The organism is Cytophagia bacterium CHB2 (genome assembly GCA_030263535.1).
GTDB lineage: Bacteria > Zhuqueibacterota > Zhuqueibacteria > Zhuqueibacterales > Zhuqueibacteraceae > Coneutiohabitans.
This window is the reverse complement of the sequence record SZPB01000060.1, coordinates 1-22603: the sequence shown is the minus strand read 5'-3', so window position 1 is coordinate 22603 and position 22603 is coordinate 1. Positions and strand designations below refer to the sequence as shown.

The window sequence follows — 22603 nt, the reverse complement described above, 5'->3', positions numbered from 1 at the left end:
GAAATACAAGCAGGGACAGGGCGGCGCCGATATGTTGAAAAACGTCGCGGACCAACAGCCGGTGCTGGTCAGCACGGGCGCGCAAGACTGGCTGGAATCCAGCGGCAAAATGGAGAAGGCCAAAGACGGTTATCTCGTTACCGCGACGAAACATTTTGCCAGCCAGTCGGCCCTCGGCGAGGTGTTGGTGACCAGCGCGCCGTATCAGGACCCGGAGTTGGGGTGGCAGGTTTTGCACTTTCCCGTTTCGTTCAAATCCGAGGGCGTCAAAGTGCTGAACAATTGGTCCGCGCTGGGCATGCGAGGCACCGGTTCACACAGCGTCAAATTGGAAAACGTTTTTGTGCCGGAATCTGCCATCACCGTGCGCCGGCCGCAGGGCAAATTTCACCCGGTCTGGAACGTCGTACTGACGGTGGCGATGCCCCTGATCATGTCCGTTTATGTGGGAATAGCGCAACGGGCGTCCCGGATGGCGATCAACTTCGTGAAGGACCAGAAAAATTCGAAGTCTTATGTTCCGTCCTTGGTAGGGGCAATGCACAATGAACTGACGACGGCGGAGCTGAACCTGAAAGATATGGTGAGGATCACCAACAATTTTGATTTCAAGGCGGTAGATCAGAACGGCCAAGACATCGCAACCCGAAAAACCAACGTGGCCAATGCCTGCCTCGGCGTTGTTGAAAAAGCCATGGAAATTGCCGGCGGCCAGGGTTTTTATCGCAGCTTCGGACTGGAACGGCTTTTCAGGGATGTGCAGGCGGCAAAGTATCATCCTCTACAGGAAAAGGATCAACTCCAGTTCACGGGTGAGTACATTTTGCGCAATTGATGCAAACGTTGTGAATGAAAGATATTTGTGCTCTGCCTCATTCGCAAAAACCTACAACTCGTGGGAGCCGGGTGGATCCTGAGACAAATATAGCGTTTTTCAAATACGTGTGCGGGAGTCGTAGTCTTGCCCCCTCGTGGGCCACTGTCCAACCATGAATTTAGTGGCTTCGAGAGCCGCTCACGAGGGACGGGGGCTACAAGCCTGTTCATCCAATTAAAAACCGCAACAATGTTTGAGATAATTGATTTGAGCCAGGAAATCTTCTCTGGCATGCCGGTGTTTCCCGGCTTGCCGGAGGTTGAGATTGCCATTCATGCCTCACACGAACAGTGGGAGGGTTTCGCGGAAAGTGAGGAGGTCTCGCCTGCCGTGCTCAAGTTGACTCTCGGTGAGCACACCGGCACGCACGTTGATGCGCTCAACCACATGGCGCGCCAGTTCCGCGGGCAGTCGATTGACACTATGCCTCTCACGATGTTTTACACTGAGGGTATTTGTTTGGATTTGTCTCATAAAGGCCTGCGCGAGTTGATCGAGCCAGCAGATTTAAATCGTGCGCTTGCCGGGGCAAATCTCGACGTCAAGCTGGGAGACACAGTGCTGTTGTACACCGATCATTACCGCCGCGCCTTTGGGACAGAGAATTGGCAGCATGGCCCCGGAATCAGCGCGGCGGCGGCGCGCTGGCTGGGCCGGCAGAAGATTGCAGCATTTGGCGTTGAAACGGCGTCGCCCGGTGTGCGCCATGTTTCCAACCGGGAAGTGCATCATATTTGCGGAGAAATGGGATTCACGCATTACGAGAATCTGATCAATTTGCATCAACTCCTTGGCCGCGGGCGTTTTCGTTTTATTGGTTTGCCGCTCAAAATTCGCGGAGGAACCGGCTCGCCCGTGCGCGCCGTTGCGGTTTTTGGCGGTTGAGCTTCCTCCCGCCATTGCTCCCGCAATGGCGGCAGGAGACGAAGAGATCAGGTCTGCCGCGACGCAGCTCTTTCTGAATAGGGCAGCGCGTCTTGCGCCGTAAACAAAGAAGTTGGATTTTATTTTGCAAATGGCTATGATAGCCATGCCGGCGCGGCGTTTTATGCAACACTGCGAACGCTGTATAAACGGTTTGGCGCCGGATATACCAAGTTAAGGAGAAAAGCGATGGCACTAACACTATACGCCACATTTGATGGGCATGTTCTCACACCGGAAAAGAGTATTGATTTAACACCAAATGAGCGCTATCTCATCCGAATCGAGGCTCTGCCAAAACAAAAACCTAAAAGAAAAAAGAAGATTCTACAAAGGATTTCGGCGCGGGCAAAAGATTTAGGAGTTTCTGATTTATCTGCTCAACATGATCATTACTTATACGGTACGGAAAAGCGATGAAAAAGCCCTTATTCATCGACACGAGCTATATTTTGGCATTGGTAAACACCCGCGATGAGTTTCATTTGCAAGCGAAAAACGTGGCCGATCAGGTTGATGATAAGCTCATTACGACTGAAGCGGTTTTGACGGAAGTCGGTAATGCGCTTGCAAAACCTCAATGGCGGGAAATAGCAGTTGAAACATTGGAAGACATGCGGAATGATGACGATGTGGAGATTTTATCTGTAGATTCCGAATTGTTCTCAAAGGCTTTTAAATTCTATTCGTCCCGAATCGACAAGGAGTGGGGTTTAACTGATTGCATCTCCTTTGTTGTGATGAAGGATCGTAAGCTAAAGGATGCTCTAACGTCGGATCATCATTTTGAACAAGCTGGATTTCAGGCTTTGTTGCGTGGCGTCAAATTAGACGATTCTAGTAGCTCTCAAAGTTAATAGTGGGCAAAATGGGCCGGGGCAGGCTTTTCTCTCACACCACCGGCCGTGCGGCAGGTTTCAAACAAGCAGGTTCATCATATTTTCGGGGAAAAGGATTTTACGCATCACGAGAATCTCATCAATTTGCACCAAGTCATTGGCCGCGGGCGTTTTCGCTTTATTGGTTTGCCGCTCAAGATACGCGGAGGAACCGGCTCGCCCGTGCGCGCCGTTACGGTGTTCGGAGAGTGAGCTCCCGCAACAGCGGGAGCAGACGAAGAGTTCAAGCCTACTGCTATGTAGCTATTTCTGAATAGGGCCGCGTGTGCTGCGTCGTCTAAAACGAGCGAGAGAACCTGAAACAAAGGGATTGGATTTTGTTTTACAGATGGTTAAGATTGCCGTGCTTTGTTGGCGCGGCGTTTTATGCAGCGCAATTACGCCGCATAAATGGTTGGGCACGGCATAAACCAAGTTAGTGGTTTGCAAGCGAAAGAAGTTTGTGCAAATATGAAGTTATTGTGAAGAGTTGAAAAATGACATCGCGGTAAAAATGTTAATGGTGAAATAAAATATCAATAGAAACACAACAGTATTAATGTTACTAATTCCAGAGGGCGAAATGCCTCCGAAACCTTACTACGACATTAATCCAGAAGCATATATATTTGTTAAGAAGAAAGAAAGCATATCTCCCGAGGAAAAAGTTAGGCAATGGGCAATCTTTGAATTGCTGTCAACTTATAGGATAAACATAAATAACATCAACATTGAAATTCCTATCAAGGTAGGTAGAAAATACCATTATGCTGATATTATAGTATATCGAAATCACTTGCCATGTATCGTAATTGAATGTAAACGTCAAGATGATGACGATTTGAATAGTGGAATAGACCAAGCAGTGAGTTATGCAACTGCTAGTGAAATTAGAGCCAGTTACGCAGTCCTAACGAATGGTAAGGAGTGGATAGTCAAACGAAGAATTAATCAAGGTTGGTGTCTCGTTCCTGATATTGAGTATGAAGCTGACAAGCTCGAATTGGTGGAAGCATCTTCTGCTCTAGATGTCATTGACAAAGTCAGAGCCATATTGCATTGGATTTATAGACAAGTGCCCGCTGATCAAGCCGGACATTTCTTATTTGCTTTACACGACATCATGCTCTGCAAAAGATTTCTTTTTAAAGAAGTTAATGACGATCTCTGGCTCGGTACAGAATTGTTTATTCGGCCTATCGCCGGTAAATTTTGGGGCAAGGATGAGCCTTATACCAGACAGAATGTCGACCCAGCATACGATAACTTTATCTCATACTTTGATAGATTTGGAATTGTTGATGACCAAGCTAGGTCCGCTATCGGATTGGAGTCCAAAATTACTATTATCAAACTTCGACTTGAGGAGTTAGTAAAAAACACTCAAGGTATGACTCATGTGGAAGTCTCTTTTATTCGAGTAGCCTTTTTTATTGCAGAATACTTGGAGCAATCGTTAAAATTTGAACAATATTCTGATATTCCTGAAGGCATAGTTAATGAAATAGTTGAACTAGTTCGGCCCTTTTGGGAAACAAAACTAGGCATGAGATTACCCGATAGACTTGATAAAGATGCAATAGATGCGATTCACGCATGGTGTCCTTGGAATCCACGATAAATATGAATTGTGTAAATTCAAATGGAGAGGATTTGTAGAGGAAATAGCTGTCTCTGAATTCGGACAAAAAGTAGTCGTGATAAAAGTCATTAAACCAAAGGCAAAGGAGAGCCGTGCCTATTACATTGCCAAACGGAAGCAAGTATGAGCTCTGTCTTCTTGACACGAATGCCTTGAGTGAAATCGTTAAACGTCCAGCCAATGAAGGACGAGGCTACATCGAGCGTTTTCCGCCGGACAAGTACATCCCTTGCTTTACGGCTTACAATCTTATTGAACTGCGACGTCGCCCAAATGTCTTCCAAAAATTCATAAATTTCTTTGGTGTTTACCCATCTTTCATTGCCAAACCGTTGCAGTTCATTCTCGATGCAGAGATTGCGGCTAAAGGACGAGCGATGGTCAACGATATCTTGTTTCGTGCTTTCATGCCAATGAATGCAAATCCGACGTTTCAGTTGGTTAAGTTTATCAACGATCTCTTCAGCGAACCTGAAATGGCTGACCTAGAGCGTGAATGGCGAAATCTTGATCAAGATGTGTTGAATGCCTGGCAAACCAATAAAAGAAATTTCAATCCCACAAAATCAGTTCCCAACGCGCAAGATGCCAAGAAATTTGTACATGATGCTACAATTGATACACTCTGTAGTATTCATCCTGAGCTAGTTGAAACGTACCTCAGCGAAAACTGCGTTGATACTTTGCAGTCTTTCCCTTCTATGCAAATGATGTTGTACAGTCAGTATTATCGCATCTTTGATTCCAGGTGGAAATCGAACGATCAAGAAGTTACTGACGTTCGTATATCAGCTTGTGCGCCTTACGTTGATGCTGTAGTTACAGAGAGTTTTCAAGCCGAAATTTACAGAAAAGCTCACAAGCACATTAACGGTTTGCCGACAAACATCAAAGTACTTTGTGATATACGGCATCATGTTTAAGTGTGCCTAAGCGGGTCGGGTCGGGCCTCTCTCCCGCCCTTCCCCCCCACCGGGCATACGGGCTCGAGCCCGGCAGTTCAATTAGTCTCCGGAAGCGTATTGCAAAGACAGTTCTGATTGCAACGAACTACCGGGCTGCACCAACCAGGCCAGTCTTTGTAATGCTTGAGCCAGATGACCGGAACCCGCGCCGCACAGCCCTGAGACGGAAATCAAAGCGTTAATCTCGGAACCTCTACCCGATAAACTTTAACTCTTTTTTTGTGACGACTACGCTTCATCAGGTGATCATCGATGCGCTATTTCGTGAAAGCGAAACTAAAATCGGGCAAACGGGACGACTTATTGCAAGCAATTGACCGTGAGGAGTTGGGTCGAGGCTCCATTGCAGGAGATGAGTATTTGCATGACATGGCTCATGCCCGGCAGCTTGCGGATCATACGGTGTGTTGGGTCGAGGCTTGCTTTTGTCAAACGCCTTTGGAAGAGGAGCGCCCTTATTGGGAAGAGTACTTTGAGCTGCTGCAAATCAAGAACGCACACGATCTCCGGCGTTGTCAAGATCTGAATGGAACACAAGCCTGGGCGTGTTGCGACTGTGATTGTACAAAACGTCTTGAAGCAAAGATGAAAAACTGGGGCCGCCGGTTCATTTCAGAGCTTCGCGCATCTAACCAAAAACCAGATGAATGATCAGTAGTCAGTAGGAGGATTCTCGCTCGAATAGGTTGCCCGTATCTCAAACCGCGAATGGACGCCAATAAACGCGAATTTTAAAATTAGCGAACATTCGCGTTTTCAAAAATGAGCAAATTATTTAAAAGGTGTACCTAAACGGAATTTTCTACTCCGCGTCTCTTGTTTTAAGAATCAAGCACTTCTCACACAAAGGGACATTGTCATGGAGCAGAAAAATTTCATGTTTAGCCTTCCTCCGGTTCATCTTTGCCTCACATTCCTGTTGGCCCTTGCCGCAGTAGTGGCAGGCCCGGCCGCCGGCCAGCGCGTGCCGGTCGAAGTACTCATCGAAAACCGCTTCAATGGCGGCGAGGGATTGTGTTTCAATGGCGAAGGCCGCCTCTTTGTCGGCGCCAATCGCGCGGTGTGGGAGGTGAATCCCGATTTCCAAACCCGCAAGCTGGCGGACTTCACCTCGAATCTCGGTATGGCGCCGATTGGCGCGCGCGATCTGCTCAAAGCGGATTTTGGCCCGCTCGTTTTCCCGCAGCATGGCCCAAATCGCGACGGCGTGGTTTGGCGCATCACGCCGGAGGGTGACACCACGAGAGTGGCGAGTGGGATTGGCGATCCGAATGCCATCGTCGTGCTGCCCGACAATTCATTTCTTGTTTCAGACGATTTCACCCACTACATTTATCACGTCACGCAACAAGGCGTGGTCAGCGTGTTCTCGGATTCGATCCTATTTCCGAATGGCCTGGCGCTGAGTCCGGAGGGCAACGCCCTGTATGTGGCGCGCATTTTCAGCCGCGCGCCCGCAGAGCCGGCGCCGGCGCGTTTTCAAGATTTCAGCGATGAAGTCTGGCGTTTGCCGCTGCGCGATTATCGCCCGGCGGGATCGCCTCAAGTGGTTTTCCGTACCGGTGGAGAAACCGGCCCGGATGGCCTCGCGGTGGATGTCGAGGGACGAGTCTACCTCACCGCAGCGCGCGCAGGCCAGCTCTGGCGCTTTGATCCGCAAACCGGTAAAGGCGAGCTGCTGGCAGACGAACTACCAGGCCTGGCAAGCATTGCGTTTGGCCAGGGCGACTTTGATCATGAATCCCTCTATGCCATGCAGATTCGCGGTGGACGTGTGCTTCGGTTGCAGGTCGGTGCGCGAGGGGCGAGGCTTCATCATTAGTACGTAGATACCTGAATTTGCAGGAGGAGCTCCTTTGAAATGTCATTCAAAGGGTGCAATTCCCAAAAGTTGGTGTAGGAAATATGCCACCCTTACAGGGTTTTATCCTGTTCATTTTTGCTATCTTTCTATAATCATGTCATCCCTTCGGGATTCTCGGTTCGGAAAATCCCGAAGGGATGACATGATTATAGTCTTCGGCGTTTTTTCTTCATGAAACCACGAAGTGGTGATATAATTTCGCGGTTCAATGAAAGGGCTATTTTGAGCGTTTTGCCCGTGTCAATTCTCACCGGAAGGCGACGATGATCAACCTTCATCACAAGTTATTGCGCCGATTTGCCGTGCCGGCAGTTTTGCTGCTGGCTCTGCTGCCCGCCATTGCATCAGCACAAAGCCATCAGGATTGGAGTTACAACCTGAGCGTCTACGAAGTGAACGTTCGGCAATACACCGCCGCCGGAACGTTTGCGGCGTTTGAAACCCATCTCGACCGGCTGCAAGAGATGGGCGCCGGCATTCTTTGGTTTATGCCGATCCATCCCATCGGCCAGCGCAACCGTCTCGGCAGTTTGGGCAGCTATTATTCGGTGCGCGATTATCTGGGAGTGAACCCGGAGTTCGGCACGCTGGATGATTTCAAAAACCTGGTGCAGAAGATTCATGATCGCGGCATGTATGTGATCATGGATTGGGTCGCCAATCATACCTCCTGGGATAATCCCCTCACGATCGAGCACCCGGAATGGTATGTCAAAGATGCCAACGGCAACTTCATTCCTCCCCCCGGCACAAACTGGTCGGATGTCATCGAGCTGAACTTTGCGCAACAGGGCCTGCGCAACTACATGATCAATGCCATGAAATTTTGGGTGGAGGAGGTTGGCGTTGACGGCTTTCGCTGCGATGCCGTCAGCTTTGTGCCGCAGGATTTTTGGAGGGAGGCGACTGCTCAGCTCAAGGCAGTGAAGCCTGATATTTTTATGCTGGCCGAAGGCGACGGCCGCACGTGGCATGACGCCGGCTTTGACATGACTTTTGCCTGGGGACTCTACGGCTTTGGCAACGGCGTGTTGAAACGAATTGTGGATCGGGTCGATAATGCCGTCAGTTTGAACGGCTACGCCGCTGCCGAAAGGACGAATTATCCCGCGAGCGCCTATCGCTTGTATTTCACTTCGAACCACGATGAAAACTCGTGGCATGGAACAACGGCGGAGTTGTTCGGCGGGGCTGCCGAAATGTTTGCCGTGCTCACCTCCACCTTTAACGGCATGCCGCTCATTTACAGCGGGCAAGAAGCGGGACTCGATAAGCGGCTGCGATTTTTCGACAAAGATCAGATTATTTGGCGCGACCACAAAAATGCGGATTTATATAAAGCGCTTCTTCATTTAAAACGGCAAAACCAGGCGCTGTGGAACGGCGAGCACGGCAGCCGCTTGCAGCGCGTGTTGACGACCAACAACGCCGATATTTTCGCGTTTGTGCGGGAGAAGGATGGGGATAAGGTTTTCGCGGCGTTGAACCTGTCGGATCGCGTGCAAAGCGTCACGCTCAACGGCACGGCGTTTATCGGCGCTTATCGCAACGTCTTTACCGGCGACACAGTAACGCTTGCGGCGGAGGCCCCGCTGATGCTTCCGGCGTGGGGTTATATCGTCTATGCGGCGGGTGACGCGAACACCGGCGTGGCGGATGAGGCATTGCCGGAGGCCTTCGTTCTTGCTCAGAATTATCCGAACCCGTTCAAATCCGTTACCAAAATTTCTTATGTTCTCGCAGCCCCGGCGGAGGTTCGGCTGGCGATTTTCGATTTGCTGGGCCGGGAAGTGATGATTCTAGTCTCAGGCAAGAAGCCGGCCGGCGCGCACGAGATCACCCTTTCCGCCTCCGATTTGCCGGACGGCGTGTACGTCTATAAACTCGAGGCGGGCAACCGCGTTGAAGCAAAATTCCTTACCGTGCTCCGGCAGGCAGAAAATTGAATTCTGCGCGCCGTGGAACATCTCTGGCAATATGATTCTACTAAAATTCATCCGGCCATGACACTCCGTTCCGCAGCGGCGGGATTGTTCTGTGTATGAAAAAGGCATCAAAAACTTTTTTGAAAGGTGAAGAGTATGGATACTCAAGGTTATCCTGGCTTGCTAACATTGATTCTGGCAATGTTTGCCGGAACAGCTCTCTTTGCCGCTGTTGGCAGCATGCTGCAAGTTGGTGAGGCAGCTCCTCAATTTGTTGCCAATGATCAGGACGGCAATCTGTGGAAGTCCGCGGATTATGTTGGCAAAGGTTATCTCGTGGTTTATTTCTACCCCGCAGCCATGACCGGCGGCTGCACCAAACAGGCGTGCAGTTATCGCGATCAAAAAAAAGGGCTTGATGATTTGCACGCCACGATCGTGGGGATTAGCGGCGATCCGGTGAGAAATCTCAAGTATTTTCAGGAAGCCCATCAGTTGAATTTCACGCTGCTTTCGGATGTCAGCGGTGAGATTGCCGCGAAATTCGGCGTGCCGGTTGGCGCGGGCGGCAATATCACGCGCACCATTGCCGGCGAGGAAAAGGAGCTGGCGCGCATGGTTTCCGCCGCACGCTGGACATTTGTCATCGACCCGCAGGGAAAAATTGTTTACAAAGACGCCGAAGTGAATGCCGTCGAAGACAGTCAAAAAGTGGCTGATTTTGTGCGTAAACACAGCGCGGGCAAGAAGTGATGAGAAAAAATCGTGTATTGTCAGGCTAATGATTAGCCTGTCAATGCACGACTAATAAACTATTGCTGAATAAGGATACGTTCCGTATCTTTTGCGTGACAGAAAAAAATGAATTAGCTCAACCAGGAACAGGATATGCAAACGGATACCAACACAGTGCGTGAGAAAGTTTTGGAAGAAATTAAATCGCTTCCAGATGAAAAACTTTCAGCGGTTTTGAATTTTATTCACTCCTTTCAATTGGACCGGCAATTGGTGAATATCAGGCCTGATCACGCGACACATTTTGCCGGCAGTTGGCGCGATATGCCTGAAGAAATCTACAATGAATTTATTGGTGAGATAACCACGCGCCGGAAAACAGCGTTTTCCAGGAGACGGAACCGTGAAACCGACATTGGTTGACACCGATATTCTGTCGATGTATTTTCGCGGTGCCGAGAGAGTGGAAGAACGTTTTGAGAAGTATTTTGAAGAATATGGCAAAATAAATATCAGTATCATTACGTACTACGAGATTGCCAGTGGTTTAGAATACAAAGATGCCAAAAAGCAGCTCGAAGCCTTTCTTGAATTCGCCCGCCAAAATACCGTTCTCCCCCCTCACTCAAGATTCAGCAACAATATCAGCCGGGATATATGCACGATTACGCAAAGCGGGACGACCATTGGATGATATTGATTTGCTTATTGCAGGCATCGCAATCTCCAACAGTTTTGTGCTGGCCACGAACAATGAAAACCATTTCACAAGAATTGCAGAGCTGGAAATAGAAAATTGGAACAAATCGTAAATTGTCGGTCAACAGCGAATTCGTGCGTGCAGGGGACGGTTGTGCCGATACGTATTTCTCGTATTTTGCGATTTGGAGCAAAAACTGACTTTTTCAGCAAACTGTTACGGCTGCTCGAAAAGCTTCGATTTTCAGGTTTACGAAAAATCGGTATAGGGCTTTTCGCCACTGATTTACACTGATTGAGACGGATTTCAAAGAATTTAGATTACAGAACCTGAATTTTGCATTTGTTTTAGCCAACACTCGCTCGCCTGTGGATGAATCCACAGGCTAATATGTGAAAATCGCATGAATGCGACTGTTACCTGGTGGCAACGATCACGGTGCAAAATTCAGGTAGAAAAATCCGTGAAAATCCGTGTTCATCAGTGGCCAAAAAATCCTCTCACAAATAACCCCAAAAATCCGTTGGCCGCAATCATCCTTTGGAATATTTCTACAGCAAAACTTCCACAAAGTAAAAATAAAAACCTTCAGAGGACTGAACCCCTCCTCACATCTTTCCCGCCACCTCCAAACATAGCATCTCGCGTTGATTGCGCACATACAATTTACCGTTGGCCAGCGTTGGCATTGTCCAGCATTTGCCTTGCAAAACCTGGAACTGCGCCTTTTCTTTATAACCCTCCGGGGAGGCTTCTACCAACGCAAGAAGCCCGCGCTCACCCAACACGATGAGATGCCCGTCGGCGAAGAGCAGCGAGCCTTTCTGAAAGCCGCGTTGCTGCCATTTGGGCTTGCCGGTCGCCACGTCGAGACACGTGAGAAACGCATCATCGAAACCATACAAATGATTTTGATAAAAAATCGAGGAGGAAAAATGATTCTTCATCTCGCGGCTTTTCCAAATTTGATTCACGCTTGAGCTGCCGTTGCTTCCCGAAATCTGCAATAATGCGCCGCCCACGCCGTAGCCTGAGGAAATGAACACTTTGTCGGGCGCGATAAAAACGGGCGTTGCCGCATTGACGTCATAACTCGTCTCCCACGGAAAGTGCCAAAACCGCTTGCCGTTCGCCGGTGAAAACGAAGCCAGCCCGGAGCCGGTGAAAATGAGAATTTGGCGCACGCCGGACACGTTCACGGCAATCGGCGCGGAATAACCGGGAATATCCGTTTCCGACTTCCAGATGATGCTGCCGTTCTTTTTGTTGAATGCGATCACCGAATGCCCGGACTTGCCGCCGACGTCGACGATCAACTTTTCGCCCTCGACCAATGGCGTGGTGCTGATGCCCCAGGTGGGCACGCGGCCGCCGAATTCATCGCGGATTTGATGTTGCCAAACTTTTGCGCCAGTTGCAGCATTCAGCGCCGTGAGCATGCCGTTCGCGCTCAAGGTGAAAACCAAATCGCCATCCACCGTGGGCGTGGAGCGCGTGCCGTCGCCCTGATCATTGCGAAACGCGGGCGAGGCCTTATACCGCCACAACTCTTTGCCGGTGCCGGCATCCAAACACACCACGACTTCCTGGCTGCCGTCGCTGTACATGGTGTAAGCGCGGCCGTTCGCCACCGAAATGCCGGCGTAGCCTTCGCCCGAGGCGGCGCGCCACAGCACTTTGGGGCCACTTGCCGGCCATGTTTTTAACAAGCCGGTTTCAGTGGAGATGCCGTCGCGATTCGGCCCGCGCCATTGCGGCCAATCGCCGCCCGCGGTTTCTCTCAAGGCGGAGGCGGGACTTTCTTTTAGTACAAAAGCGGACAAAGCCATCGCGATAATTGTTAATGCCAACAGTTGCGGCAACCGCTTGATTCTTGCCATAACACACTCCTAGTTAATTGAAGCTTTCTGAGGGTCAACTGCATTAAGTTCAAACTGAGTTTGACGGGGATTTTTTGAATGCGGCGGCAAACCGTTGCTGATCGAATTCAATTACGGCCGTTCAATGCAACACACAAGATTTCACTTTCATTGCGCAGATACAGTCTGCCGTGCGCTAGCGCCGGCGCGGTGTAGCATTTGCCGCTCAGAACCTGCGCATGCGCTTTTTCGCGATAGGCTGTGGGCGTGGCTTCCACCAGCGCCAGATTTCCGCTCGTGCCGAGCACGATCAAATGCCCGTCCGCAAAAATAACGGAACCTTCGCCGAAACCGCGTTGCTGCCATTTCTGCTCGCCGGTGCGGCTGTCAACGCATTTCAAAATATAGCGATCGGTGCCGTAAAGATAATTCTCATGCAGAACCGAAGAGGCGAAGTGATGCTGCATGACATTACTTTTCCAAACCGGCGCGACGCCGAGGACGTCACTATTTATTTTCATTTGCAATACTGCCGCGCCGGCATCTTTGGGATGTGCGGAAGAGAAAAACAATTTGTCCGGAAAGATGAACACCGGCGTGGCGACATTTTCGTAACTATCTGTGCGCCAGGGATGCCGCCAAAAAATTTTACCGTCACGGGGCGAAACTGATGCAATCTCCGTTCCAGTGAAAAACACGGCCTGGCGCAAGCCGAGCGCCGTGACGACGATGGGAGAAGAATAACCCGGATGATCGTTATGCGATGACCAGGCCAATTCTCCGGTATTTTTATGGAAGGCCAGCAGCGAGTGATTGGCGCCGCCGAGTCCGGTAACCAGCAGCAAATCGCCCTCAATCACCGGTGAATTCGAATAACCGAGATCTGGAGTTTCACCATTCAATTTCGTAATGAGATCATGCTGCCACACCGGCGCGCCGGATTTGGCGTTGCGCGCGTAAAGCTTGGCATGCGCGCTGAGCGTGTAAACCATTTCGCCCTCGATCAGCGGCGTCACGCGCGGGCCATTGCCCCAACTGTCACGGAATTTTTTGTCGGTACGCACGCGCCAGCGCCGCAAGCCGGAATTCGCCTCGAAGCAGACGAGATACTCATCGTTGCCCTCGTCGTACATCGTATAAGCAAGGCCGTTTGCAATCGCAATGCCGGAATAGCCTTCGCCGAGCGGCGCGCGCCACACCACTTTCGGCCCCTCTTGCGGCCAGGTTTTGAGCAAACCGGTTTCAAGTGACTTGCCGTCGCGCTGCGGCCCGCGCCATTGCGGCCAATCGTGCGAGGTGTGATTACGCGCGGGCGCTTGCGCCGGGAGGTTTTGCCAGGCAAAAATGGCTGCCAACGAGATCGCGGAAATAAATTTTGTCGTTTTCATCAAGAACAGCGTTGTGGGCCTCGGCTGGCGGCGGTTTTCACTGGGGTGAAAAACAAGTTTCAATTCATCAAATCCAAACACACTAATTCTTGCGTGTTGCGCAGATAAAGCCGGCACTCGGCCAGCGCAGGCACGGTGATGCAGCGTCCGGTCAAAACCTCTGCCGCGCTCTTTTCGGTATAGGCTGCGGGAGTTGCCTCGACCAGCGCCAGTTTACCCTTGTCGCCCAGCACGATCAAATGGCCGTCGGCGAAAATCAATGTGCCCACGCCAAAGCCGCGCCGCATCCATTTTTCTTCGCCAGTAAGAAGCTCGATACACTTCAGCGTGCCCTTGTCGAATCCGTAAAGATAATCTCCCTGCAGAATCGAGGAGGTATAAATATTCTGCATGGCCTTGCTCTTCCAGATTTCTTCGATGGCCGCGCTGCCGTTTTCAGCCGTGATGCGCAGCAGGGTTGCGCCCACATCATAGCCCGAAGAAATGAAAATTTTGTCCGGCGGGATAAATAGCGGCGTGGCGGCATTCACGTTGTAGCTCGTTTTCCACGGCAAGCGCCAATACACCTTGCCGGTCGCAGGCGCAACGGCAACCGCGCCCTCCGCGGAAAAGAAAATGATTTGCCGCACACCGTTCACGGTAATCGCCACCGGCGAGGCAAACGCAGCGCTGTCGGACTCGGCTTTCCAAATCACCTTGCCATCTTTTTTATTGAAAGCAACGAAGGCATTGCCGTTGCCGCCGCCGGCCTCCACCAGCAGCATCTCGCCTTCCACCAGCGGCGAGGAGGCAAAGCCGCCGTCTGACGGGCCGCTGCTGTTGAATTCTTTTTTGAGATCATGCTGCCAAATCTTTTTGCCGGATTTCGTTTGCAGCGCGAGCAACTGGCCGCGGCCGCCAATGGCATACACGATGTCACCGTGAATGGTGGGCGTGGAACGCGGCCCGTTGCCGTTGGTATCTTTGAAGGTCGAGTCCGAACGCACGCGCCAAATCTGCTTGCCGCTTTTGACATCGAGACAGACCACAAACTCATCGTAGCCGTCGGAATACAGCGTGTACACGCGGCCCTGCGCAATCGAGATGCCGGAATAGCCTTCGCCGAGCGGTGTGCGCCATGCAACTTTCGGCCCGGTCTCCGCCCAGCTTTTGCGCAACCCGGTCTCGCGCGAGATGCCATCGCGATTCGGACCGAGCCATTGCGGCCATTCGTCGCTCGTATGCGGCTCTTTCGCGAACACTGAACTGAATACCAATGCCAGAACGAGAATGATTGCCCGGCTGATCGCACGCCGTGACGGTTTGCAGATTTGCATTGGGCTTCCTTGGTTTGAATTAACGGGCCTACTGCACTGTTACCATGAATTATGTAGCCCCTGCCCCTTGTGAGCAGCTATTGAAAAGAGCGACCTGCAAGGGGTCGGGACTACAAAAATTAAAGTAACACCGCGCTACTCTTCCGCCGGGTTCTTGCCTGCCACCCAGGCCGGCTTGAAATTTGAATTGGCCAGCCACACGACCGGTTTGTGCATCGCATTGATGGCGGCTGTCATATGAGCAAAGTCGATGCGGGTGATGTCGTCATTCGGCTGATGATATTCTTCGTGCAGGCCGTAGCTCGACACCGTATGCGCGATGATGCCGCGCTTTGCCAAGATGTAATTATCCGAGCGCTGAAAAAAATTTTCCTGGGGATGCGGATCTGCCACCAGGCGCGCGCCGCGCTGCGCCAATTCCGGGCCGAGATTGGAACGCTCGAAGCCGGTGAGCCACAACGTGTGTGCGGCGACTTTCGGATCCGGGCGACCGATCATTTCAAATTGAAGATTAGCAACGAGATTTTCCAGCGGCAACGGCGGATGTTCGATAAAATAACGCGAGCCCAAACCACCCTGCTCTTCGCTGCCGTAGGCTACGAAGTAAACCGTGCGCTTCGGCGCCGACCCGGCGCTCAAGACGCGCGCCAACTCCAGCACCGCAATCACACCGGAAGCATCGTCATCGGCGCCGTTGTAAATGCTGTCGCCTGCCACCGGCCGGCGAACGCCGAGATGATCCATATGCGCAGAAAGCGAGATGGCCTCGTGGCGGCGTTTGGGATCACTGCCGGCCAGCTCGCCCACCACGTTCCAGGTGTGCTTGATCTCGGGCGGAGCGAGCGAACCGCTGATCTGAATGACTACGCCGTCGGGAATTTGTTGCATTGCATTTGCCGCGGCGGTGTTCAACAAAATGGCGCTGCCGCCTCCGCTGGAACCCGAGGCCGCGCCGAAGCTCGTGGGCAGTTCGGGCATTCTCGCGGCAAATCTTTCCCAGCGCGGCTGCCACTCTGCCGGCGTCGCAATCATCACCGCGGCCGCGCCCTGCTGGAGCATTGCAAAAACGTTGCGCCCGATTTCCTGCGCGTTCGTTTCTTCGGCATAATTCAGCAAAATAAACGCGCCGGGTTGCGGCGTCCCGCCGATTTCCAGCCTCTGAAACGGCCCGCTGATTTCTGCCGAGGCGAGCCGCCAGCACACCATTTCCTGGCCGTGCCTCCATTCGATGGATTGGCCATTTGCTTGAAAGCGCAACGCGGGCGCTTCGGCAAAGGCTTGTTTCGTCAGGGGAATCGTTTGCAGAAACGCTTTTTGTTGATTGGCATCGCGATCGCCTGAGGGCGTGAGGCCGAATTGACGGAATTGCGAAGCAATGTAGTGCGCGGCGATCAACTCGTACTCCGTTGCGCTGCCGCGGCCCTTTAATGCATCACTCGCAAGGAATTCCATGTGAGCGCGGACATTTTTCTCCTGAACGGGAAGATTTCGATCTCCGGCAAAAACGTGGTGAAAAACGAAAAGGAAGGCAGTTGTCTGAATCAGTACGCGGGTCATGCAAAACTCCCTGAAGAGATTTTAGTAACGATTGAATGTGTTATGCAGGCGTGCTGCTGCATATGCGAGGAGGATCATTATTTAAATCGGGCAAGCGCCGCGGTTGCGACATGGCAGCGGTTGAAAATCGCATTGCAAGAATTGATGGAATTGAGGATTTTACCGGTTAGTCAAACGTAAGAATGCTTCACCGAAAGAATCATTCTGGAGCAAGCCATGCAAAATTTAAGCATCTCCGAAAAGCAGATGCTGGAAATGGTCGGTGAAATTTTTTGCGGCGCAAGGAGAAAACAATCGTTGCGGCGCGTTTTTTATGCGATTTATGTGCGCCATTCCCTTAACGAAGGGCGCCGGCAGGCAGATCACGGCCAAAAATTCCACATGAGAAAGTCCTGGAGGAGATGTGGAAGCAAATCGATACCGGATTGTCTGGACTCCGGAAGCGCAACGGAAACTTCGCGAAATCGTCGCGCAGGCTTCCAGTCTGAAAAGGCAGAATAATGGTTCGGAAGAATGATTAAAGAAAATTTGCCAACAAATCACTCTTTCTCTTGCTTGCGGCGAAAGCGATGTTATCAAAATTCAATTTTGATTGCCAGATTCACAGGATTCCTGCGGAATGGCAGGCGCTTCGGTTAAATGAAAAGCGCGATACAAGCCCTCCTCACTTCAGCTTCGGCAAATACCGCTCGCGCACGATGTTCATGTGATGCCGCTCGTGTCCCGCGATGATATATGCCAGCGCGCGCACGCTCACGGCGGCATTGTTGGCTGTGCCGAGCCGTTCTGTCGCCGCCGTTTCAAAACCGCGAAACAATGCCAGCGTTGCCGCGCGAATCACTTCAAACTCGCCGATGAAATCGAGCCAGGGGCGGGCATCGAAATTGGCACCGTTGATATAATCATCCTGCTCGAAGCCGGGGATCGGCGTCTGGTCGCCGCGGCCAATGCGCAACGCGCGATAGCTCATGATGCGCTCGGCGTCGCAGAGATGGCCGAGTACTTCTTTGATGCTCCATTTGCCCGCCTCGTAGCGGGTCAGCGATTGCATCTCCGTAATGGCGCGCAGCAACGCAAGCGTCGGCGCGAGTTGCTGCTGTAAAATTGCAAGAATATCACCCTCGGGCACCAGCGCGATATATTTGCCATAATAGGGATCATATTCGCCCGGCGCCGGGCGCGAAATTACGGGAAGAGGCATATGATTTTCTCCAGTGTCTTTGTGCGTGTTTACGTTCTGTAGTCTTGGAAAGAGTATCCCTCCCGGAGGCATTTCGTCGTGCGGGGTCTTGAAAAATTTTTAAGCACCGCGCGAGTACTTCACAGGATCCATTCAGGATAATAGAAAGGAGGTATCGTTTTTCAGCAACACTCATTCTGATGCGTCGCTTTCTCCCAAAACTTTGGGAACTCCTTTGATATCGAAATAAATTTTTTTGCCAAAGATTTCGCGCGTCGTGTCGGAGAGGTGGCCGAGCACGCCGAGAAAAATGGCGCCAGCAATAATCGCGATTCCCGCCCAGGTCGCAAACTTGCGGCGTTTGGGGTGACGTTCGGGATTGCGGTCAAGCAGCGGCAACACCAACAAAAAGAACACGAACGCGCCGTTGCCCAACACGCCCAGCCAGCCCGGCACATATTTCAAGCTTTGATAAACCGGCAAAAAATACCATTCCGGCTTGATGCCTTCGGGCGTGACCAGCGGATTCGCGGCTTGCCCGAGATGCGGTTTGACGGTGAAGGCAACGATGACGAGCAGCGCAAGCACGCTGTACGCGACGAGCGCTTCTTTTTTGAAATGATCGGGATAATAAGGCCGGGCGCCCGCCGCGCGCAATTGTTCGTCGTCCGGCTGCGGCTGATCCGTGCGCGTGAGCGGCGCGATGCGATGATAGCGAATCAAAATAAGATGCAGCCCCAGCAAAGCCAGCAAGGCCAGCGGCAGCAGCGAGACGTGCAACGCAAAGAAACGCGTCAGCGTGAGATCGCTTACCGTCTCACCGCCGCGCACCAGGCGTAAAATAAAATTGCCGAGGAGCGGCACTTCTTTCGTGCTATCCGTCGCCACCACCGTGCCCCAATAAGCCACTTGATCCCACGGCAGCAAATAGCCGGTGAGTGAGAACAGCATGGTCACCAGAAAGAGCCCGACGCCCACCATCCAGGTTAGCTCACGGGGTTTTTTATATGCACCTGAAAAAAACACGCGCAGAATGTGCAGAAACACTGCGCTCACGATGAAGGTTGCGCCCCACACATGCAATTGCCGGATGAACCAGCCGAGCGTCACTTTTTCGGTGATAAACTGCACGCTGCTGTAGGCCGTGGCAGCGCCGGGTTTGTAATAAAACAGCAACAACATGCCGGTGCCGAGTTGCACAGCAAAAAGCAGCAGCGCGGTGAAGCCCAGAGTGTGCAGCCAGTTGACGTGGCGTGGTTGCGGTTCGGAGAGTTGTTCGTGGGTAAAGCGGCGGAGAAAATCGAGGGGAAGCCGTTCAGCAAGCCAGGATTTTAGGGCCATTTAGAATTTCCCGTTGAAACGTGTTTTTTGAATCATCTCGGCAGCATTAATGTGAAGAGTTGAATCTGTTCTGTTTCGTTTCGTCACGCCAGCATGATCTTGCCATCCTCGATTTTTACATTCAACTGCGGCAGGGGCTTGGGCGGCGGGCCGTCGATCACACTGCCGTCAATATCGTATTCCCCGCCGTGGCACGGACAGCGCAAAATTTCATCCTGCGGCTGATAGGAGACGATGCAACCGAGATGTGTGCACACAGCCGAGAATGCCATCAACTCGCCGTTTTGGCGGGAAACGATTGCCGGGGAGCCGAGCGCCAAACCGCTGACAAATTGGCCCTCCGCAATATCGCGATCGAGAATGGGCTTGCCGTTCACGTCTGAAAATTGGCGGGTGCCGCTGATGAAGTTTTTATTGGGATAGAGAAAAGCGAGCGCTGACCCGGCAAAAGCCAGGCCGGTTCCCCCAAACAGAGCGGAGAAAATTTTATCAAAGAAGTTTCGTCGCGTCATAAAGTACCTTCGGTTGCGTAAAAATGCTAGGCAAGGCCAGGCCCTTGCCGGGCGTGGTTTAACACAGAAACGCCATGGCCGGGCCATAGCAGAACATTTATGAATCGCGGCGCAGCGGCAAAAGTATAATGGCCGTTTTTCAGAAATTCAACAAGAAATTGCCTGAGCGGGAAAATAATAGTTGCGCTGCACTAACGGGTTTATTATATTGCCCGCGTTTTAAGACGTATCTGTTCTCACCATTTTCTTAAAACCCTCGCGAGCATTCAACAGAAGCGAACTGGAGGTTGTATGACGTATATCATCGCTGAGCCCTGCGTCGATGTGATGGACAAAGCGTGCGTCGATGTTTGTCCGGTCGATTGCATTTATGAATTAGACAAGACCCAATTGCAAGAGGGCGATCCGGCCTATAAGCAAATGCTGTATATTCATCCGACGGAATGCATTGACTGTGGCGCCTGTGAGCCGGAGTGTCCGCCGGCAGCGATTTTTGCGGAAAGCGAAGTTCCGGCGAAGTGGGCGGAATACATCGATTATAACTACCAAGCCTTCGGTCTAAGTCGCTGATCGCGTCGCATCAACTCTTGCGCCAGTGCCATCATGGCTGATGGCCTTCACGCTAAGTGAATCCTACAAGGAAGTCAAGAGTTGATGACTTCCTTTTTTTGTTTTCTCATATGATTCAATGTAAAAGTGTGTACGACAAACCGCATCCGAATGACGGGGTGCGGGTGTATGTTGACCGGTTGTGGCCGGAAGGTATTTCAACGCGGCAGGCGGCGGTGGCGACGTGGCTGCAAGAGTTGGCGCCGTCCTATGAATTGTGGCGGCACGGTTACGATCTCGAACAATGGTCGCAGTATCGTCAGCGCTATCGCGAGGAACTGAGCGCACCGGATAAACGCAGCCATTTCGAGAGCCTGCTCAAGCAGGCGCGCGAGGGCCCATTGACGCTGCTGTACGGCACCTCGGACGGGGAGCGCAACAACGCGGTGGTGGTCAAAGAGCTGTTGGATAGTCGGCAGAGTTGAAGCTGCCGAAAGCTTGTTCACGCCAGGAAACAGGATGATGTGAACATGGAGAAGTTGCTCATATTTTTCTCGTTTGCGCCGTTCGCCGCAGCGGACCGCGCAAATGAACACCCCCCTCAAGAGCCTGACATGCGCCTGCACGACGCGGGAATATGATCAGGCTCTTGTGTTTTATTTTTGTGCACCGGATTGTTTTGCCAGGACTGGCGCCGTCAATGTAAGCTAAAATCCCCTCGGAGCGGAGGAATTTTTACGGCAAGCAGTTCATCTAATCAATTCAGGAGGCAAAATGGCTTGGCACGACTTCATCATTGACAACGACAATGTCATCCGGGGTATGCTCAAAACCAGCCACGTCATTGCGGTGGTTGGCATCAAGGACGAAACGCGGCCGCATGAGGCGGCGCACAGTGTTCCCGCCTATCTGTATTCCCGCGGCTACAAAATCATTCCGGTGAATCCCAATTACAAATCGGTGTTCGGCATTCCCTGTCTTGCTTCACTCGAGGAGATTCACGAACCGGTCGACATTGTTCAGGTCTTTCGCGCGCCCAAGAACATCATGCCCCACGCGCTCGAGGCCCTCAAGATGAAGCCCCAACCCCGAGTTTTTTGGATGCAAACCGGCATCCGCCATCAAGAGGCGGCGCACAAGCTGGCGAGTTACGGCATTCAAGTCGTGCAAGATCATTGCATGTACATGGATCACCTGCGCCTGCTGCGCGCCGCGGCCTGAGAAGATTTTAAATTTTGGTTTTTCCCAGAAGGATATTCAACGCCAGGGTAATACAAGTTTCGTGCTGCTCATGCCCAGCGCAAGCATGCCAAAGGCCCGAGAGTTGAATATCCTTTTTCTTTTTGGGATGGCAACTATTCAGTTGGCATGGTACATGAGAGAGAATCAAGACAAAATTTTTATGGGTAAAACTATTGCCCCGAAATTATTTTGCCTTTTGCGATCAGAATACTCACCCGGAATGATGTTGATGAAGAGATAACGATGTGTACAATCACAGCGAGCCGTCCGTAGATTGCAGAGCATGTGTTTGTCAAGCGGTGAATCTATCCGATTCACGTTGCAGGTATTGCGCAAAAACAAATTGAATTCTATATTTCCAAGAATTTTTCTATGAACATCTACGTCACCCGCCCCATTCCGCAAGCCGGGCTTGATATTCTGCGCGCGGCTTATCCGGATTTCAAGATGAACACCGAAGATCGCGTGCTGGAGCGCCATGAGTTGCTCGCGCGCGTCAAAGGCCTCGATGCCCTGCTGCCGTTGCTGACCGATCGCATCGACGGCGAATTGTTGGATGCTGCCGGACCGCAGCTCAAAATCGTTGCGAATCACGCCGTCGGTTTCGATAATATCGATCTCAAGGCTGCGACGGAACGCGGCGTATTGATCACCAACACGCCCGGCGTGCTCACCGACGCCACCGCCGACCATGCCTGGGCCTTGCTGTTCGCCATTGCGCGGCGCATTCCGGAATCCGAGCGTTTTTTGCGTGCAGGAAAATTCAAAGGCTGGGGCCCGTTGATGTATCTCGGCGGCGATCTCGCCGGACGCACGCTGGGCGTGGTCGGCGTGGGCCGCATCGGCCACGCCATGGCCATGCGCTCGCGCGGTTTCAACATGCGCGTGTTGTATACCGATGAATTCCAAAACCCCGTGCTCGAAAAAGAGCTGGGCGCGCTGCGCGTCGAGTTGGAAGAATTGTTGCACGAAGCGGATTTTGTTTCGCTGCATGTGCCGCTGCTGCCGGGCACGAGGCACTTGATCAACGCCAAAACCTTGCGCCTCATGAAGCCCACGGCGTATTTGATCAACACCAGCCGCGGCCCGGTGGTGGATGAGGCGGCGCTCGCAGAAGCATTGCAAAAGAATGTCATTGCCGGCGCAGCG

At 51.9% G+C, this 22603-nt stretch carries 23 protein-coding genes and 2 pseudogenes; 18 read left to right on the top strand and 7 right to left on the bottom strand.

Features of this window, described 5'->3' with window-relative positions; genetic code table 11:
- Positions 1 to 31 precede the first annotated feature (31 nt).
- From FBQ85_08435 to FBQ85_08375, 13 genes and pseudogenes are all read left to right on the top strand, one after another.
- Complete coding sequence (locus tag FBQ85_08435; GenBank protein ID MDL1875182.1) at positions 32 to 835, top strand: acyl-CoA dehydrogenase; 804 nt, start codon at positions 32 to 34, stop codon at positions 833 to 835.
- Between the two features lie 231 nt (positions 836 to 1066).
- The gene (locus FBQ85_08430; protein ID MDL1875181.1) at positions 1067 to 1762 is read left to right on the top strand and encodes a cyclase family protein; all 696 of its coding nucleotides are present in this window, start codon (positions 1067 to 1069) and stop codon (positions 1760 to 1762) included.
- Between the two features lie 228 nt (positions 1763 to 1990).
- Positions 1991 to 2221 (top strand): hypothetical protein, encoded by a 231-nt coding sequence (locus FBQ85_08425; protein MDL1875180.1) that lies wholly within the window; start codon positions 1991 to 1993, stop codon positions 2219 to 2221.
- On the top strand, positions 2218 to 2658 hold the full coding sequence (locus FBQ85_08420; protein MDL1875179.1) for a type II toxin-antitoxin system VapC family toxin: 441 nt from the start codon (positions 2218 to 2220) through the stop codon (positions 2656 to 2658). Before FBQ85_08425 ends, FBQ85_08420 begins: the two co-directional genes overlap by 4 nt.
- Positions 2659 to 2712: 54 nt before the next feature.
- Positions 2713 to 2892 (top strand): annotated as a pseudogene (locus tag FBQ85_08415) (cyclase family protein).
- A 346-nt stretch (positions 2893 to 3238) separates the two neighbouring features.
- Positions 3239 to 4300 (top strand): type I restriction enzyme HsdR N-terminal domain-containing protein, encoded by a 1062-nt coding sequence (locus tag FBQ85_08410; protein ID MDL1875178.1) that lies wholly within the window; start codon positions 3239 to 3241, stop codon positions 4298 to 4300.
- Positions 4301 to 4413: 113 nt separating this feature from the next.
- Positions 4414 to 5244: a hypothetical protein gene (locus tag FBQ85_08405; GenBank protein MDL1875177.1), complete on the top strand. Its 831-nt coding sequence runs from the start codon at positions 4414 to 4416 to the stop codon at positions 5242 to 5244.
- Positions 5245 to 5538: 294 nt separating this feature from the next.
- A complete protein-coding gene (locus FBQ85_08400) occupies positions 5539 to 5937 on the top strand; it encodes a hypothetical protein (protein MDL1875176.1) in 399 nt (132 codons plus the stop codon).
- Positions 5938 to 6145: 208 nt separating this feature from the next.
- A complete protein-coding gene (locus tag FBQ85_08395) occupies positions 6146 to 7108 on the top strand; it encodes an SMP-30/gluconolactonase/LRE family protein (protein MDL1875175.1) in 963 nt (320 codons plus the stop codon).
- A 305-nt stretch (positions 7109 to 7413) separates the two neighbouring features.
- Positions 7414 to 9096 (top strand): T9SS type A sorting domain-containing protein, encoded by a 1683-nt coding sequence (locus tag FBQ85_08390; protein ID MDL1875174.1) that lies wholly within the window; start codon positions 7414 to 7416, stop codon positions 9094 to 9096.
- Positions 9097 to 9231: 135 nt separating this feature from the next.
- Positions 9232 to 9828 carry a peroxiredoxin gene (locus FBQ85_08385; protein ID MDL1875173.1) on the top strand — a complete coding sequence of 199 codons (597 nt, stop codon included), beginning with the start codon at positions 9232 to 9234 and terminating at the stop codon, positions 9826 to 9828.
- 135 nt (positions 9829 to 9963) lie between these two features.
- Positions 9964 to 10233 (top strand): hypothetical protein, encoded by a 270-nt coding sequence (locus tag FBQ85_08380; protein MDL1875172.1) that lies wholly within the window; start codon positions 9964 to 9966, stop codon positions 10231 to 10233.
- Positions 10214 to 10622 (top strand): annotated as a pseudogene (locus tag FBQ85_08375) (type II toxin-antitoxin system VapC family toxin). Before FBQ85_08380 ends, FBQ85_08375 begins: the two are co-directional and overlap by 20 nt.
- A 496-nt stretch (positions 10623 to 11118) precedes the next feature.
- Here the strand turns inward: FBQ85_08375 and FBQ85_08370 are convergent.
- From FBQ85_08370 to FBQ85_08355, 4 genes are all read right to left on the bottom strand, one after another.
- Complete coding sequence (locus tag FBQ85_08370; GenBank protein MDL1875171.1) at positions 11119 to 12390, bottom strand: hypothetical protein; 1272 nt, start codon at positions 12388 to 12390, stop codon at positions 11119 to 11121.
- Positions 12391 to 12497: 107 nt separating this feature from the next.
- Entirely contained in the window at positions 12498 to 13757 is a 1260-nt protein-coding gene (locus FBQ85_08365; protein MDL1875170.1) for a hypothetical protein, read from the bottom strand.
- A 59-nt stretch (positions 13758 to 13816) separates the two neighbouring features.
- On the bottom strand, positions 13817 to 15073 hold the full coding sequence (locus FBQ85_08360; protein ID MDL1875169.1) for a hypothetical protein: 1257 nt from the start codon (positions 15071 to 15073) through the stop codon (positions 13817 to 13819).
- Positions 15074 to 15208: 135 nt separating this feature from the next.
- Entirely contained in the window at positions 15209 to 16105 is an 897-nt protein-coding gene (locus FBQ85_08355) for a M20/M25/M40 family metallo-hydrolase (protein ID MDL1875168.1), read from the bottom strand.
- 420 nt (positions 16106 to 16525) lie between these two features.
- Between FBQ85_08355 and FBQ85_08350 the strand changes: the two genes are divergently transcribed.
- Positions 16526 to 16810, top strand: coding sequence for a hypothetical protein (locus FBQ85_08350; GenBank protein ID MDL1875167.1), 285 nt, complete (start codon positions 16526 to 16528; stop codon positions 16808 to 16810).
- A gap of 484 nt (positions 16811 to 17294) precedes the next feature.
- Here the strand turns inward: FBQ85_08350 and FBQ85_08345 are convergent, their stop codons facing one another.
- The 3 genes from FBQ85_08345 to FBQ85_08335 form a co-directional block, all read right to left on the bottom strand.
- Complete coding sequence (locus FBQ85_08345) at positions 17295 to 17831, bottom strand: DinB family protein (protein ID MDL1875166.1); 537 nt, start codon at positions 17829 to 17831, stop codon at positions 17295 to 17297.
- A 171-nt stretch (positions 17832 to 18002) separates the two neighbouring features.
- Positions 18003 to 19151 (bottom strand): cytochrome bc complex cytochrome b subunit, encoded by a 1149-nt coding sequence (locus FBQ85_08340; protein ID MDL1875165.1) that lies wholly within the window; start codon positions 19149 to 19151, stop codon positions 18003 to 18005.
- Between the two features lie 83 nt (positions 19152 to 19234).
- Positions 19235 to 19750 carry a ubiquinol-cytochrome c reductase iron-sulfur subunit gene (locus FBQ85_08335; protein MDL1875164.1) on the bottom strand — a complete coding sequence of 172 codons (516 nt, stop codon included), beginning with the start codon at positions 19748 to 19750 and terminating at the stop codon, positions 19235 to 19237.
- A gap of 204 nt (positions 19751 to 19954) precedes the next feature.
- On the opposite strand from FBQ85_08335, the gene FBQ85_08330 reads away from it, so the two are divergent.
- The 4 genes from FBQ85_08330 to FBQ85_08315 form a co-directional block, all read left to right on the top strand.
- Entirely contained in the window at positions 19955 to 20233 is a 279-nt protein-coding gene (locus tag FBQ85_08330; GenBank protein MDL1875163.1) for a ferredoxin family protein, read from the top strand.
- Between the two features lie 110 nt (positions 20234 to 20343).
- The gene (locus FBQ85_08325) at positions 20344 to 20697 is read left to right on the top strand and encodes a DUF488 family protein (protein ID MDL1875162.1); all 354 of its coding nucleotides are present in this window, start codon (positions 20344 to 20346) and stop codon (positions 20695 to 20697) included.
- Between the two features lie 289 nt (positions 20698 to 20986).
- Complete coding sequence (locus FBQ85_08320; GenBank protein ID MDL1875161.1) at positions 20987 to 21433, top strand: CoA-binding protein; 447 nt, start codon at positions 20987 to 20989, stop codon at positions 21431 to 21433.
- Between the two features lie 393 nt (positions 21434 to 21826).
- Positions 21827 to 22603, top strand: a 777-nt coding sequence (locus FBQ85_08315; GenBank protein ID MDL1875160.1) for a D-glycerate dehydrogenase, incomplete at its 3' end; no start/stop codon positions are given.

Excerpts from the sequence above, each read along its gene's own strand:
- FBQ85_08435 (MDL1875182.1), top strand. The coding sequence starts at position 32 with ATGTTGAAAAACGTCGCGGACCAACAGCCGGTGCTGGTCAGCACGGGC.
- FBQ85_08430 (MDL1875181.1), top strand. The coding sequence starts at position 1,067 with ATGTTTGAGATAATTGATTTGAGCCAGGAAATCTTCTCTGGCATGCCG.
- FBQ85_08425 (MDL1875180.1), top strand. The coding sequence starts at position 1,991 with ATGGCACTAACACTATACGCCACATTTGATGGGCATGTTCTCACACCG.
- FBQ85_08420 (MDL1875179.1), top strand. The coding sequence starts at position 2,218 with ATGAAAAAGCCCTTATTCATCGACACGAGCTATATTTTGGCATTGGTA.
- FBQ85_08410 (MDL1875178.1), top strand. The coding sequence starts at position 3,239 with ATGTTACTAATTCCAGAGGGCGAAATGCCTCCGAAACCTTACTACGAC.
- FBQ85_08400 (MDL1875176.1), top strand. The coding sequence starts at position 5,539 with ATGCGCTATTTCGTGAAAGCGAAACTAAAATCGGGCAAACGGGACGAC.
- FBQ85_08395 (MDL1875175.1), top strand. The coding sequence starts at position 6,146 with ATGGAGCAGAAAAATTTCATGTTTAGCCTTCCTCCGGTTCATCTTTGC.
- FBQ85_08390 (MDL1875174.1), top strand. The coding sequence starts at position 7,414 with ATGATCAACCTTCATCACAAGTTATTGCGCCGATTTGCCGTGCCGGCA.
- FBQ85_08385 (MDL1875173.1), top strand. The coding sequence starts at position 9,232 with ATGGATACTCAAGGTTATCCTGGCTTGCTAACATTGATTCTGGCAATG.
- FBQ85_08380 (MDL1875172.1), top strand. The coding sequence starts at position 9,964 with ATGCAAACGGATACCAACACAGTGCGTGAGAAAGTTTTGGAAGAAATT.
- FBQ85_08370 (MDL1875171.1), bottom strand. The coding sequence starts at position 12,390 with ATGGCAAGAATCAAGCGGTTGCCGCAACTGTTGGCATTAACAATTATC.
- FBQ85_08365 (MDL1875170.1), bottom strand. The coding sequence starts at position 13,757 with ATGAAAACGACAAAATTTATTTCCGCGATCTCGTTGGCAGCCATTTTT.
- FBQ85_08360 (MDL1875169.1), bottom strand. The coding sequence starts at position 15,073 with ATGCAAATCTGCAAACCGTCACGGCGTGCGATCAGCCGGGCAATCATT.
- FBQ85_08355 (MDL1875168.1), bottom strand. The coding sequence starts at position 16,105 with ATGATTGCGACGCCGGCAGAGTGGCAGCCGCGCTGGGAAAGATTTGCC.
- FBQ85_08345 (MDL1875166.1), bottom strand. The coding sequence starts at position 17,831 with ATGCCTCTTCCCGTAATTTCGCGCCCGGCGCCGGGCGAATATGATCCC.
- FBQ85_08340 (MDL1875165.1), bottom strand. The coding sequence starts at position 19,151 with ATGGCCCTAAAATCCTGGCTTGCTGAACGGCTTCCCCTCGATTTTCTC.
- FBQ85_08335 (MDL1875164.1), bottom strand. The coding sequence starts at position 19,750 with ATGGCCCGGCCATGGCGTTTCTGTGTTAAACCACGCCCGGCAAGGGCC.
- FBQ85_08330 (MDL1875163.1), top strand. The coding sequence starts at position 19,955 with ATGACGTATATCATCGCTGAGCCCTGCGTCGATGTGATGGACAAAGCG.
- FBQ85_08325 (MDL1875162.1), top strand. The coding sequence starts at position 20,344 with ATGATTCAATGTAAAAGTGTGTACGACAAACCGCATCCGAATGACGGG.
- FBQ85_08320 (MDL1875161.1), top strand. The coding sequence starts at position 20,987 with ATGGCTTGGCACGACTTCATCATTGACAACGACAATGTCATCCGGGGT.